Here is a 14964-nt window from a genome sequence, read left to right on the forward strand (position 1 = left end):
TCAATATAATAGTATGAGTAAATTAGATTCTAAAATTCCGGCAGGTCCTTTAAAGGATAAATGGAAAAATCATAAAGATCATATGAACCTTGTTGCACCAAACAACAGAGATAAGATTGATATTATTGTTGTTGGTACAGGTTTGGCAGGTGGTTCTGCTGCAGCTACTTTAGCTGAGCAAGGATATAATGTAAAAGCATTCTGCTATCAGGATTCTCCAAGAAGAGCACACTCTATCGCAGCTCAGGGAGGTATCAACGCTGCTAAAAATTATCAGGGAGACGGTGACTCTACTTACAGATTATTCTATGACACGATCAAAGGTGGTGACTACAGAGCAAGAGAGGCAAACGTTTACAGATTAGCTGAAGTTTCTGCAAATATTATCGATCAGTGCGTTTCTCAGGGAGTTCCTTTCGGAAGAGATTACGGCGGTCAATTAGATAACCGTTCATTTGGCGGGGTTCAGGTAAAGAGAACTTTCTATGCAAAAGGACAGACTGGGCAACAGTTATTATTAGGTGCCTATTCTGCAATGAGCCGTCAGATCGGTAAAGGTAGAATTAAAATGTACAACCGTCATGAGATGCTTGATCTTGTGATTGTTGACGGAAAAGCAAGAGGTATCATTGCAAGAAACCTTGTAACAGGTGAAGTAGAAAGACATTCAGCACACGCAGTTGTAATTGCATCGGGAGGATACGGAAACGTATATTTCCTTTCTACAAACGCAATGGGATCAAACGTTTCTGCAGCTTGGAAGATTCATAAAAAAGGAGCGTATTTCGCAAATCCTTGTTATGTACAGATTCACCCGACTTGTATTCCTGTTCACGGAACACAGCAGTCTAAACTTACTTTAATGTCTGAATCATTAAGAAACTCAGGAAGAATCTGGGTTCCTAAGAAAATTGAAGATTCAGTAGCGATCAGAGAAGGTAAATTAAGACCTGAAAATATCAAAGAAGAAGATAGAGATTATTATTTGGAAAGAAGATATCCTGCATTCGGAAACCTAGTACCTAGAGACGTTGCGTCGAGAGCTGCTAAAGAAAGATGTGATGCTGGTTTCGGAATTGAAAATAATGATACACAAGAAGGTGTTTACCTGGATTTCTCTACAGAGATCATGAAAAAAGGTAAAGAAGCCGCTATTGAAAAACATATTCATAATCCTACAGATCAGCAATTGTATGACTTAGGTAAGAGTTGGGTAGAGGAGAAATATGGTAACTTATTCGTTATGTACGAAAAAATTACTGCTGATGATCCTTACAAAACTCCGATGAAGATTTATCCTGCAGTTCACTACACAATGGGTGGTGTTTGGGTTGATTATAATCTTCAGTCTACAATCCCGGGATGTTTCGTAATTGGTGAAGCTAACTTCTCGGATCACGGAGCAAACAGATTGGGAGCTTCTGCTTTGATGCAAGGTTTGGCAGACGGATATTTCGTACTTCCTTATACTATCGCAGATTATCTTTCTGCAGATATCAGAACGGGAGCGATTCCTACAAATTCAGCAGATTTTGATCAGGCTGAAAAGGGGATTAAAGATAAAATTGATTTCTTCTTAAATAATAAAGGAACGCATTCAGTAGATCATTTCCACAAACAATTAGGACACATTATGTGGAATAAAGTAGGAATGGGAAGAACTCCTGAAGGTTTAAGAGAAGCAATCAAAGAAATTGACGAAGTGAAAAAAGATTTCTGGAAAAACGTAAAAGTTCCCGGAGATGCAGAAGGTATGAACACTGAGCTTGAAAAAGCATTCAGAGTAGCAGACTTTATTGAACTTGGACAATTAATGGCTATCGATGCACTGCATAGAAATGAATCTTGTGGTGGACATTTCCGTGAAGACCACTCTACACCGGATGGTGAAGCAGAAAGAGATGACGTAAACTTCAAATACGTCGGAGCTTGGGAATATCAAGGTGAAGACATCAAAAATGAGGTGTTGCACAAAGAAGACTTGATATATGACAACATCGAGGTTAAAACTAGAAGTTATAAATAATCTCCAACCTATAAATATAACATTATGAGTGCAAAAAAAGGCTTACATCTTACGCTGAAAATTTGGAGACAAAAGAATAGTAAAACTAAAGGTCAGTTTGAGACCTATAAAATATCGGATGTTTCTACAGATTCTTCATTCTTAGAAATGTTAGACATCCTGAACGAAAATATTATTAACGAAGGAAAAGAGCCGGTAGCTTTCGACCACGACTGTCGTGAGGGTATCTGCGGAATGTGTTCTCTTTACATCAACGGTAGAGCGCACGGTCCGGATACAGGTATTACGACTTGCCAGCTTCACATGAGAATGTTCAAAGACGGTGAAACCATCGTTATTGAACCTTGGAGAAGTGCTGCTTTCCCGGTTATTAAAGACTTAATGGTAGACAGAAGCGCATTCGACAGAGTAATGGCTGCAGGTGGTTTCATTTCGGTGAACACTTCAGGTAATACTTTGGATGCCAATGCAATTCTGGTTCCTAAAGAAGATGCAGACAAAGCAATGGATGCTGCAGCCTGTATCGGTTGTGGAGCTTGTGTGGCTACTTGTAAAAACGGATCTGCAATGCTATTCGTTGGAGCTAAAGTTTCTCAGTACGCCCTTTTACCACAAGGTAGAGTAGAAGCGAAAAGAAGAGTTCTGAACATGGTAAAAGCTATGGACGAAGAAGGATTCGGAAACTGTTCAAACACTGGTGCTTGTGAAGTGGAATGTCCTAAAGGAATTTCTCTTGAAAACATTGCTAGAATGAATAGAGAATATATGGCGGCTCTTGCTGACAGAGGATAATGTAATCACTTAATAAACTTAAAAAGCTTCAAAAAATATTTTGAAGCTTTTTTATTTATCCCATGATTAAATATGAGGTAAGGGCTTATTATTTTTTGTATTTTCTAAGAATTGTACGATTTCATCAGCTGATAAAGAGAAGTAAGTTAAAACTTTAAGAAAGTAAGGTACGGTTAGTTTTTCTGTTCCATTTTCTATTTTAGAAATTTTGCTTTGGGAAATATCTAAATCTATCGCCAATGTTTGTTGAGAAACTCCATTTTCTTCACGGAGTTTTCTAAGCTTAAAACCGAGATCTTTATCTGTCATTTTTTTATCATCATTTGTGTATTGCAAAAATAAAAATTAATTTCAATCCCCCAAAAATCTTTTTCTGTTTATAAACGAATATTCTAAAATAGAATAGGTTGTTTGTAAATTTCTATACAAATTTGTCAAAGGTTTTCAGAGTGAAAGCCATAAACAAAAAATATTATAAATGTTATGAAAAAATTAAATGTTTCGCAAATGGAAAATTTGCAAGGAGGTAATAACAGAACGTGCTTAATTGATGGTATACTGACAGGTTTGGGAATAGGAATTGGTTTTGCTATCGGAGGACCATTAGTAGGAGCTGCGGCGGCTGTTGCTGGAGGTTATGCTGGAAATACAAATGGATGTTTTAAATAATTTATCACATGAAACAGTTACAATTAAATAAAATGGAAAAAATTTCAGGAGGAGTGAATGGAGCATTGTGCTTTGCAGCTGGACTTGGATTGTTCGCAATAACTGGACCTGCATGGATCGTAGGAGTTGCTTCTGGCGCATATGCTGTTAAATGTTGGAATTCGTAAGACATTAAATTATGAAAGGTAATAAAAGAACTATTTATTATATTATCTGTATTGCATTACTGACTATAATTTTATTAGCTGATATTTGCTTTAAAATTTTTAATGATGGAACAAAGAAATATTTATCATTTTTTACAAGTGTTTTATTCTTATTTTTTATAATAATAGAGTCTAAGAGAAAAAATGGAAAAAAATAAATAGAACTATTTATACTTGATTAATAATATAGTGGAGAGGTTTTTACCTCTCTTTTACATTAATGATGAAAAATTTTACAATCTTTATAGTTATTTTTTTATGTTATTCATTATTAACATATTTAGATAAACACTTCGTTACAACCAACTCTAAAATTTTTGATTTTCTTTCAAAAGATTATCCTAGTGATATAGTACAAAACTATATGGATAGCCAGAAAAAATGGTGGTGGTTGGCATATGTAATAACACCTTTTTTTGTGGGTATTAAAGTGTTATTAGTAGCTTTCTGTCTTAATTTTTTAAAATTATTTGATCTTCCTAAAGTTGATCAGGTCAAATTTAGAGATTTTCTTTTTCTTGCGCTCCTTGCAGAATCTGTTTTTGTAATCGGCGGTTTTTATAAGTTTATTTACTTCTATTGGATTAATACAGAGTATACCTTGGAAGACGTACAGACATATTATCCATTATCATTATTAAATTTTAAGGAAAATATTTCTACAGAAAAATGGTTAGCATATCCTTTACAGTTAGTCAATCTTTTCGAACTATTTTATTGGGTTCTTCTTGCTTGGGGTGTAAGAGAATTTTTGGAAGAGAAAATAAACTATTTAAAGTCATTTGGTTTGGTTGCTGTAACTTACGGTATAGGTTTATTATTCTGGACAGCGACAGTATGTTTTTTAATCCTTAATGCACAATACTAGAATGAAATACAAAAGAAATCTTGCTTATTTTTTTTTTACAATTTCTTTTTTCTATTTAATTCTTAACCTATCAAGCGATAACTTTAATATTTGGAGGCTTTTAACATCTATATGTTTTTTTTTACTCTCATTAATATACTATCTCAATTATCGTAAAAATGGAAAATAAATATTTAAAAATATTTGCAATTCTTATTCCTGTTTTGGTGATAGGAATAATTGTTTATCTATTTTTTAATTTTCAAGAGAAAAAAGAAAAAATAAAACAGTTAGAAAATATTCCTTCATTTACACTACAAACTATTGATGGAAGTTCTTTTACATCTCAAAATCTAAATAGCGAAAATCATAAAGTCATTATTTATTTCAGCCCAGATTGCCATTTTTGTAAGGCAGAAGCGGAGGAGCTAAGTGTAATGTATAAGAATTATAAAAACACAGAATGGATTTGGATTGCCAGTGAACCTTTGAAGCAGATAAAAACGTTTGCGGAAAAGTATAAACTACATAATTATAAAAATATTCATTGGTGCTATGATGATAAGGCAAATTTTTACAGGAGATTTCAAATGAAAAGTGTTCCCTATTTTTTAGTATATGATGAAAAGAATCATCTTATAAATAGGAATTCAGGAGCCATTAAACTTACAAAGCTATTAGAAAATACCTATGAAAAACATTAGAAAAACCTTTTCCCTTCAAAAAGACCAAACAGATTGTGGCGTAGGATGTCTTCAGTCTTTGGTAAGGTATTATGGGGGAGATATTTCTATAGAATCTTTAAGAGAAAAAAGCGGAACAAGCAAAACAGGGACTACGCTTTTAGGGCTTTACCAATGTGCCAAAGAAATTGGCTTTGATGCGGAAGGTTGTGAAGCAGATATTGATGCATTGGTAGAGCACAATCAGCCTGTAATTTTACATATAACTTTAGAAAATAAATACGAACATTATGTGGTCTGTTATCATAGAGATTCTGCTAAAAATAATCAATTTCTTATTGGGGACCCTGGCAAAGATTTAGAATATTGGAGCGAAGAGAAATTACAAGATATGTGGGTTTCTAAAACCTGTCTCACACTCTATCCCAACGAAAATTTCGAAAAAAAAGACAAAATTGTTTCCGAGAAAAAGCAATGGCTTTTAAATTTAGTTAAAGAAGACCAAGAAGCAATCTACACGATTATAATTTTAGGTGTTATATTTACATTACTGGGGATGTCTATGTCTATTTTTTCTCAGAAATTAATAGATGATATTTTACCAAAAAAGAAACTGAATATTCTTTTATTAAGCATTGGGTTTTTAAGTTTCCTTTTGTTTGCAAGAGTTATCATACAAGTTCTGCGAGATTTCTATATCATAAAACAAAATAAAGAGTTTAACCAAAGAATTAATAAAAGCTTTTTCTCTTCATTGTTATTTTTGCCGAAAATATTTTTCGATACCAGAAAAATTGGAGATTTTGTCGCAAGACTAAACGATACCCAAAGAATACAAAGTGTAATAAAGCATTTGATAACAAATACTACCGTAGATATTTTGGGAGTACTGATTTCTATAGGTTTTCTATTCTATTATTCTTGGAAATTAGCTTTGGTATGTTTGCTCTTTTCTCCAATAATCTTTTACCTCATTTTTAGATTCAATAGGCAAATTTTAGTATCTCAAAAAAATGTAATGCAATCTTACAGCATCAATGAAGCAAATTATATTGACTGTATAAGAGGTATAGATGTTATAAAAGGTTTTGGAAAACAAGATTTATTTCTTAAGAGAAATTTCTTAATCTTTGGAGGTTTTCAAACCAAAATATTTGATCTTGGAAAACTTAATTTAAAAATCGGACTTTCTGCTGGTTTAGCATTAGTTATTTTTCTTATTACTATTCTGAGTTTTTCATCTTATAATGTTCTCAATAATGAAATGAAAATTGGTGAGTTAATGGCTATTATTGGGATTTCTAGTTCTTTGCTGAGTTCAATTACCAATCTGGCATTAGTAAGCATTCCTATTCAGGAAGCAAAAGTGGCTTTCGACAGGATGTTCGAATATTCATCAATACCAAAAGAGAAATTAGAAGGATTAGAAATTCAGGATATAGAAAAAGTAGAAGTTCAACAATTAGACTTTAGATTTAAGGGAAGAAGCAAATTATTAGACAATATTACATTAACATTGAAAAAAGGCGAAATTACCTGTCTTTTAGGTGAAAGTGGAAGCGGCAAAACAACATTTGCGGAGATTTTACAAAAAAATTACGAGCAAGAAAGTGGAAAAGTTATCATTAATAATCAGATTTTTTTGAAGGATATTTCTACTGCCAATTGGAGATGCAAAATTTCTATTGTTCCACAAAACATACAGTTATTTAATGCAACTTTTTTAGATAATATTATTTTGGAGGAAAATCTAGACAAGCATAGACTGAAAAATGTTATAAATTTAGGTTTTGAGCCATTTATCAATTCTCTTCCGCAAAATGTAATGACTATTGTGGGCGAAGAGGGAATTAATTTGTCAGGAGGGCAGAAACAATTATTGGGATGGATGAGAGCGCTATATCATAATCCGCAATTTTTAATTCTTGATGAGCCTACATCTTCATTAGATAGAGAAAATAGAAATTTCATTTATAGTTTGATTGAACAAATTAAAAAAGATAAAATTATATTAATTATTAGTCATAATTTGGAAAGTTTGGAAATAATTTCTAATCATATTTTTCATTTAAAAAATAAAAAGCTGATAAAACAATAGTTTAAGCTCAGTTTTTGTTAAAAAGATAATAAAACTGTTTAATTAATTTTTTTCTGTACCTAAAAAAACTATTTTTGCGTAATTATAAAATTCAAAATGAAAAAATATCTTTTATTGTTTATCATCGCGGTTTTTGCGATGTCTTGCTCTAAAAAAGTAGAAGTAAAAGGAAAAATCACCGGAGGTTCTCCATTAGAGAGAATCGAATTTATTGAGGCTTCAGGAGTTGCCACTTTACCTTTAATTAATATTGGTATTAATAAGGACGGAACTTTCACAGGAAGTTTTGATGCTCCTAAAAGCGGGATGTATGTGATGTCTTATGCTGGAAAACAAAATTTAATTTATTTGAAAGGAGGTCAGAAACTTGAGATTTCAGGTAATGGAATGACTTTCCCATCAGAATATGTGATCACTGGAGATGCGAAGAACAACAACGATTTCTTTACAGCAACTCAAAAATATCTTTCTACATATGCTCAGACTGTTAATATGAACGAGCTAATTATGAAAGATGAAAAAACGTTCTTAAAAGGAATTGAAAAAGTTCAGGCTGATATTAATAAGAATATCGAGGAAAACGTTAAAAAATTCAATCCTGATAACGAAATTGTTAACTGGAAGAAAAATGATGTTTCAAGTACATTGCTTACAATTCTTAATCAGTATGAGCTAAGCCACAAGCAAATGGGTAATCCATCTTTCAAAGTGACTAAAGCTTTCACAGATTTTGAAAATAAACTTCAGGAGAATAAAGATGTTATGGTAAAGGAAAATCCTTACTACAGACAATACCTTCTAGGTAAGATGAGCCCTGATTTCCAAAAGTATGCTCAGGCAAACGGTGCCGGAAAAACAGATCTTACTACTTCAGAATTATTCACTGAATATTTAAAGAAAAATCAAAAAGATCTTTCACAAACAGCTAAAGATTATTTATTGGCTTTTGTAATGGCTCAGTCAGATATTCACCCGGGTTCCCCTGATAAAACTGTTGAAAAAATCAAAAAGATTATTGATACAGATATTAAAGATGCTGGAATTAAAGAAGATTTGAAAAAAATCCAGTTTGCTATCAACGGATTCAAAATTGGAGAATTAGCTCCTGAAGGAACATTGGTAAAACAAGACGGGAAAGCTTACAACCTTTCTGAAAATAAAGGAAAACCTTATCTTTTATCATTCTACGCTTCTTGGAATCCTTACATCGGAGAATCTACGATCCCTGTATTGAAAGAAGTTGTAAATTTCTACAAATCTAAAATGAACTTTGTTTTTGTAAACGTTGATGATACAAAAGATCAGTTTGTAAAAACAAGCAACTCTTTATTAAAAGGAATCGCAGGAACTCAGGTATATGGTGAAGGCGGATTAAATTCTGATATTGCTAAAAAATACGGTGTTTACGGATTCAAATTACCTTGCTTCATCGTTGTAGATAAAGACGGTAAAATTGCTAGTAAGCCATTCTTCAACTTAGGAGATCCAGAATTGGTAGTTGTTTTAGACAAACAAACAGGTCTTTCTGCTCCAAAAGTAAATCCTAACGTTCAATTGCAACAAGGGATGGGAATGGATCCTGCCGTAGTAGCTCAACAACAGGCGGCTCAGCAGCAAGCTGCTCAGCAACAGGCAAATCCACAGCCTGCTCCTGCTCCGACAAAATAATTTAAAATAATTATAGATTAAAACCTTGTCTTCGGATAAGGTTTTTTTTATTGTATTTTTGCAAACTGAAACGTAAGGTTTCCAATTAGAAAAAATAGAAATTAGCTTTAATGAGAAAGAAGAAAAATAATATAGTTCTTGAAAATATCAAACTCTTAAATGCAGGCTCAAAAGGTATTGCAATAGGGAGAACCGAGGAAGGAAAGACAGTAATGGTTTCCGGAGCGATTCCCGGAGATATTGTAAATGTAAAGGTCAAGAAGTCAAAATCAAAATATTATGAAGGTGAAGCAGCAGAAATTTTGCAAAAATCGCCTTACAGAGTGGAGCCTAAATGTATTCATTTTGGAGTTTGCGGTGGTTGCAAATGGCAGAATATGAGCTATGAAAAGCAATTGGATTTCAAACAGGAAGAAGTTTACAATAATATTAAAAGAATCGGCGGTATTGAAAACTTCGAAACTTTACCGATTTTAGGCTCTGCAGAACAATACTTCTACAGAAATAAAATGGAGTTTTCTTTTTCCAATGCTCGTTGGCTTACACAATATGAAATCAGCTCGGAAGAGAATTTCGGGAGCAAAGACGCGCTAGGTTTCCATATTCCGGGAATGTGGAGCAAAATTTTGGATCTTAAAGAGTGTTTTCTTCAGGAAGATCCTTCAAATGCAATTCGTTTGGCCGTTAAAAATTATGCGGTTGATAACGGATTAGACTTTTTTGATGTAAGAAATCAGGAAGGTTTTTTGAGGACTTTAATGATGAGACAAAACTCAAAAGGAGAATGGATGGTTCTTTTTCAGCTTTACAGAGAAGAAAAAGAAAACAGAGAAAAGCTTTTTGAATTCTTACTGAATAAATTCCCGCAGATCAAGACTTTAGTATATGCAATTAATCCAAAACAAAATGATTCTATCTACGATTTAAATGTTAATACTTACTTTGGAGAAGGGTTTTTGATGGAAGAAATGGATGGGCTGAAGTTTAAAATCGGTCCGAAATCTTTCTTTCAAACCAACTATAAACAGGCTTTAGAATTGTATAGAAAAACCCTTGAATTTGCTGATTTAAAAGGCGATGAAGTGGTTTACGATTTATATACAGGAACAGGAACGATCGCTCAATATGTTGCTAGAAATGCAAAACATGTAATCGGTATTGAATCTGTTCAGGAGGCCATCGATGCAGCTATTGAACACGCGGAATTGAACGGTCTTACGAATACAACTTTCTATTGTGGTGACATGAAAAATGTCTTTAATGACGAATTTATGGAAAACCACCCAAAAGCTGATGTTTTGATTACAGATCCTCCAAGAGACGGAATGCACCAGAAAGTTGTGGAACAGATTTTAAAACTTGCTCCTGAAAAAGTAGTCTATGTAAGCTGTAATTCTGCAACTCAGGCAAGAGATCTGGCTTTGATGAAAGAACATTATACAGTAGTGAAAATTCTTCCCGTAGATATGTTCCCGCAAACGCATCATGTTGAAAATATTGCGTTGTTAATTAAGAAATAATTTATTTAAATTTGAATACGATCAAATCTTAATATGAAATATTTTAAATTATTTATAGCTGTATGCTTTCTAGGTTTGCTGCTTTCATGTGGTGGAGACGATGATATTTGCGAAAGTGGTGAAGGAACTCCCAGAATGAAAGTCTCTTTCTTAAATGCTGATACAGGAAAAGAAAAGACTGTGGATTCTTTGTATGTGGCAGTAGATTACGGTTCCGGAAAAGTTCAGCTAGGAGGGCAGGCAAAGATTACTTCAAGAATAATTCCTTTAAGAGTGGATGATTCTCCATATACAGATATTTATTTTAGAATAACAAACAAAGGAGCAGAATCTAAAGTCAGAATAAATTATACAACAAAATCTATTTATGTTTCACCCGGATGTGGAGTCAAAAAGACTTATGAGAACCTAAATTCGATATTAGATCCTACAACAACTACTCCGGTGAAAAGTATAGAACCCGGACAAAATTTTATAGAGAATGAAGACAAGACTAATCTTTACCTTCTTTTTTAGTTTAATTGGTTTTTTGAGTTTGGCTCAGGAAAATAAGGAAACCAAAAAGGAAAAATGGAAATATGAACCGAATTTTATGGTTGGTTTTGACGTTCTTAACGGCGGTGTTTCTTTTTTTTCAGACAGACAGCTTCTTCAGGGATTTATTTCCTCAAAAGTAAAAGATAATATTCATGGTATTATCGAAGCTGGTTTTGAGTCTAATGTTTATCAGAAAAACAGTTATGATGCAAAAGCGAATGGTCCTTTTCTAAAATTAGGAGCATTTTATATGTTGGCAAAAGATCCTGAAAATGAGTTTAATGGTTTCTACGCAGGTGGAAAAGTAGGTGGATCATTTTATAAGCAGGAATACATGGCTGTTCCGGTTCGTGGTTATGGAGGAAGCAGCTCTTCTGTATCTTTTCCTTCAGCTTCACAATCTTCATATTGGCTGGAAGGAACAATTGGAGGCAGGGTTCAATTATTTGAATCTAATTTTTATATTGACGTAAATCTTCAGCCCAGATATATGGTTTTCACTACAAAGCAAGATGATATTCAACCTATGATCGTACCGGGATTCGGAAAAAGTTCCTCTAAATTCAATATGGGCTTTGCATGGAATCTTGCATATAAGTTTTAAATAGACATTATTAGTTTAAAAAATATACATATAATAAAACTCTAGTTTGTGCTAGAGTTTTTATTTTTTTAATGATAAACTTTATTTTAACAGGGTTATTATAAAAAAATACAATAATTTTTAATGATATAATGTCTAAAATGGCTACATTTGGAGGAAATTATAATTAAATTAATTTATGAAAAGATTACTTACTACTTTAATGTTTACTTTGGTAGGGGGAGCTGTGTTCGGTCAATGGACACCAACTTCCTTTAAAAAAGCAGACGACAAGAAAAGAGGTACAGAATTTAACGTAAATCGATCAAATGTAAGAGCTAATGGGTACTATAAACTAGACCTGGACTTACTAAGATCTCAGTTGAAGAATGCACAGGAAATGGGAGCAAATGCTACTCCCGTTGTAGTTTCTCTTCCTACTATAGATGGGAAGATTGAGAGATTTAATGTATACAGTTTTCCAGTTGTTGTAAAAGAACTGGCAGATCAGTATGGGCTAGGGTCTTATGTTGGAGCAAGTGTTGATAACCCTAATAAATATTTAAGATTCAGTCTTGCTTCTAATGATTTTCAATCGATGATCATTGATGGAGGTAAATATGAATTCATTGAACCAACTTCTACGGATAAAACAGTATATGCTGTTCATTCCAAAACAAAAAAGAATGGAAGTGCCTTCTATTGTTCAACAGATGAATCTCCTGCTGTTAAAAAGCAAATAGATGATTTATTGATAAAAGGGCAGTCATTCTCTAATCAGCCAACAAATTTTGCTAAAAGTTCTGATAAGAAATACAGAACCATGAGATTGGCAATGTCTGTAACGGGAGAATATACAGCTTATTTTGGTGGGACAGTTGCAGGTGCTTTAACTGCGATTAATGCTACTATGACCAGAGTAAACGGAGTTTTCGAAAAAGATTTTGCATTACATTTGAATGTGCAGAACTTTCCGAGTATAATTTATACGAATGCATCTACAGATCCTTATTCACCGGCTTCAAGTGGAGGAAGCCCAGATTGGAATTTGCAGCTCCAGCAAACACTTACAACGAATGTTGGTAATCCTAATTATGATATAGGTCACTTGTTCGGTAGATCAGGAGGTGGAGGAAATGCAGGATGTATCGGATGTGTATGCGTTAGTCCTACAACAGCTGTGCCTTTAGGAAAAGGTTCAGGATTTACTTCTCCTGCAGATGCAATTCCTCAGGGAGATAACTTTGATATCGACTATGTTGCTCACGAAATGGGGCATCAATTAGGAGGAAACCATACTTTTTCGCACAACATAGAGGGAAGCGGAGTAAATATGGAGCCAGGTTCTGGTACTACTATTATGGCTTATGCGGGTATTACAGGACCTGATACGGATGTTCAGGCACATTCTGATGCTTATTTCCATAAAGCAAGTATCGGTCAAGTTCAAGCCAACCTAATCGCTAAAACTTGTGATGTAGAAACTACAATCACCAATAATCCACCTGTAATTGCAGCTTTGCCTACTTATAATATTCCTAAAGGAACTGCTTTTGTTTTAACGGCTTCGGCTACAGATCCTGAAAATGATCCAATAACTTATTCTTGGGAAGAAGTAGATGATGCATCAATTTCTATTGATAAATATAACTTAGGGAATACTACATCAGGTGCTTCATTCAGATCTGCTGCTCCAAGTACAAACCCAACAAGATATTTCCCTAACTTTACTTCTGTAATGAATGGAGTGTTAAATAACTCAAACAATACATGGGAAGCGGTATCAACTAAAGCAAGAACTACGAACTTTGCAGTAACTGTAAGAGATAATAATCCAAATGTTGCTCAACAGCAATCAGACTTTAAAGTTCAAACGATTATTGTTGGAGATAATGGTCCTTTCAGATTAGCGAATCAATATGCTGATGTGAATACGCCAACCCCAATTCAGTGGATTGTAGCAAATACTAATGCTGCTCCTTATAATGTAGCTAATGTAAAGATTGATTATACTACGAATAACGGAACAACTTGGACGGTATTGTCAGCTTCAACTCCAAATGACGGAACTGAAAACTTTACTTTTCCTACCTCTTTGAACGGACAAACTATTAAAGTGAGAATTTCTTCTATAGGAAATGTATTTTATGCAGTTGGACCTGTGACAATAGGACCTCTTGCTGCTTGTAGTAGTGCTGCACCAACAAATGTGGTAGTAAGTAATATCACTGTATCTACAGCGAGTGTATCATGGATGTCTTATACGGGTGCTACGTATAAAGTACGTTACAGAAAAACAGGTACAACTGTATGGACAGAATTTGATACAACTGTTCCTTCAATTAACATAAGTAACTTACTAGACGGTACAACTTATGAAGTACAGGTTGCTTTAGTTTGTGGTACTACTGTAGGAACATATTCTGCTTCAGTAAACTTTAGTACACCGGCAGTTACGTATTGTGCTGCAAGTACGACTGATTCAAGCTATGAATATATTGCAAATGTAACAGTTGGAAACTTGAACAACTCTTCAGCAAGTAGTACATATACTAATTATACTACAAATACAGCACTTCAAGTTAACTTAGTAAAAGGGACTGCTTATCCTATTTCTGTTACTGTTGGTAATCCTGATGTTGCCGATTATGACGTAGTAGCAGCTTTCATTGACTTTAATAAAGATGGTGTTTTCAGTGATTCAGAAAAAGTATTAAATTATCCTGTAACATTAACACCACCAGGAACTGTAGTTAGTGGAACGGTTACAATTCCAACTAATGCGGTAGAAGGACAGCCTTTAAGAATGAGAGTTGTAGCATTCTATGTTGGTTCTAGTAGTGCAGGAGCATCATTACCTGCAGATTATGTATGTGGGGACAACTTTGATTATGGTGAAATAGAAGATTATAACGTTGTTATTTCTGGGAACCCACTAGCAACAAATGATGTAGCTGGACCTAAAAATGATATTCAGCTATATCCAAATCCTACTTCAGATATTTTAAATATTACTAAAGTTTCGGATAAAGCTGCTTACAAGATTTACAGCGCTCCTGGTCAATTGGTAAAACAAGGAAATATTAACAACGGAAAAATTAATGTTTCTGAATTAATTAAAGGAGGTTATATAATTACAATTGAAGATAAAGGAAGAGAAGCATTCACTTCTAAATTCATCAAAAAGTAACAATTATTTAATCGAATTTTAAATGATAAAATAATCCTCAGGAAAACCTGAGGATTATTTGTTTTTTATAGAATTATGATAGAGAAAATACCTTTTTTAATTAATTATTGATGAAATATGATATTCATAGCTTAAAATACTTATA

General features: G+C 33.6%; 13 protein-coding genes. 12 read left to right on the forward strand and 1 reads right to left on the reverse strand.

Annotation, left to right across the window (positions count from 1 at the left end; all coding sequences use genetic code 11):
* Positions 1–13 precede the first annotated feature (13 nt).
* Both ABD745_RS00505 and ABD745_RS00510 read left to right on the forward strand, forming a co-directional pair.
* Positions 14–2026, forward strand: coding sequence for a fumarate reductase/succinate dehydrogenase flavoprotein subunit (locus ABD745_RS00505; RefSeq protein WP_344823558.1), 2013 nt, complete (start codon positions 14–16; stop codon positions 2024–2026).
* Between the two features lie 24 nt (positions 2027–2050).
* Positions 2051–2818 (forward strand): succinate dehydrogenase/fumarate reductase iron-sulfur subunit, encoded by a 768-nt coding sequence (locus tag ABD745_RS00510; RefSeq protein ID WP_344823561.1) that lies wholly within the window; start codon positions 2051–2053, stop codon positions 2816–2818.
* A gap of 66 nt (positions 2819–2884) precedes the next feature.
* Here the strand turns inward: ABD745_RS00510 and ABD745_RS00515 are convergent, their stop codons facing one another.
* On the reverse strand, positions 2885–3127 hold the full coding sequence (locus ABD745_RS00515) for a helix-turn-helix domain-containing protein (protein ID WP_344823564.1): 243 nt from the start codon (positions 3125–3127) through the stop codon (positions 2885–2887).
* A gap of 174 nt (positions 3128–3301) precedes the next feature.
* Here ABD745_RS00515 and ABD745_RS00520 point away from each other — a divergent pair, with 174 nt between their 5' ends.
* From ABD745_RS00520 to ABD745_RS00565, 10 genes are all read left to right on the forward strand, one after another.
* The gene (locus ABD745_RS00520) at positions 3302–3487 is read left to right on the forward strand and encodes a hypothetical protein (protein WP_344823567.1); all 186 of its coding nucleotides are present in this window, start codon (positions 3302–3304) and stop codon (positions 3485–3487) included.
* Positions 3488–3495: 8 nt separating this feature from the next.
* Positions 3496–3654 carry a hypothetical protein gene (locus ABD745_RS00525; RefSeq protein ID WP_344823570.1) on the forward strand — a complete coding sequence of 53 codons (159 nt, stop codon included), beginning with the start codon at positions 3496–3498 and terminating at the stop codon, positions 3652–3654.
* Between the two features lie 403 nt (positions 3655–4057).
* The gene (locus ABD745_RS00530; protein ID WP_344823574.1) at positions 4058–4561 is read left to right on the forward strand and encodes a hypothetical protein; all 504 of its coding nucleotides are present in this window, start codon (positions 4058–4060) and stop codon (positions 4559–4561) included.
* Positions 4562–4719: 158 nt separating this feature from the next.
* A complete protein-coding gene (locus ABD745_RS00535; protein ID WP_344823577.1) occupies positions 4720–5244 on the forward strand; it encodes a TlpA family protein disulfide reductase in 525 nt (174 codons plus the stop codon).
* Positions 5231–7321 carry a peptidase domain-containing ABC transporter gene (locus ABD745_RS00540; protein WP_344823580.1) on the forward strand — a complete coding sequence of 697 codons (2091 nt, stop codon included), beginning with the start codon at positions 5231–5233 and terminating at the stop codon, positions 7319–7321. Before ABD745_RS00535 ends, ABD745_RS00540 begins: the two co-directional genes overlap by 14 nt.
* Before the next feature lie 96 nt (positions 7322–7417).
* Positions 7418–8989, forward strand: a complete 1572-nt coding sequence (locus ABD745_RS00545) for a TlpA family protein disulfide reductase (RefSeq protein WP_344823583.1) — start codon at positions 7418–7420, stop codon at positions 8987–8989.
* A gap of 110 nt (positions 8990–9099) precedes the next feature.
* Positions 9100–10509 (forward strand): 23S rRNA (uracil(1939)-C(5))-methyltransferase RlmD, encoded by a 1410-nt coding sequence (rlmD, locus tag ABD745_RS00550; protein WP_344823586.1) that lies wholly within the window; start codon positions 9100–9102, stop codon positions 10507–10509.
* A gap of 33 nt (positions 10510–10542) precedes the next feature.
* Positions 10543–11025: a DUF6452 family protein gene (locus ABD745_RS00555; protein ID WP_344823589.1), complete on the forward strand. Its 483-nt coding sequence runs from the start codon at positions 10543–10545 to the stop codon at positions 11023–11025.
* Complete coding sequence (locus tag ABD745_RS00560) at positions 10991–11650, forward strand: DUF6048 family protein (RefSeq protein ID WP_344823592.1); 660 nt, start codon at positions 10991–10993, stop codon at positions 11648–11650. The genes ABD745_RS00555 and ABD745_RS00560 overlap by 35 nt, the downstream gene beginning before the upstream one ends.
* Before the next feature lie 178 nt (positions 11651–11828).
* On the forward strand, positions 11829–14819 hold the full coding sequence (locus tag ABD745_RS00565) for a reprolysin-like metallopeptidase (RefSeq protein ID WP_344823595.1): 2991 nt from the start codon (positions 11829–11831) through the stop codon (positions 14817–14819).
* Positions 14820–14964 lie beyond the last annotated feature (145 nt).

The organism is Chryseobacterium ginsenosidimutans (assembly GCF_039536845.1).
Taxonomy (GTDB): Bacteria; Bacteroidota; Bacteroidia; order Flavobacteriales; family Weeksellaceae; genus Chryseobacterium; species Chryseobacterium ginsenosidimutans_B.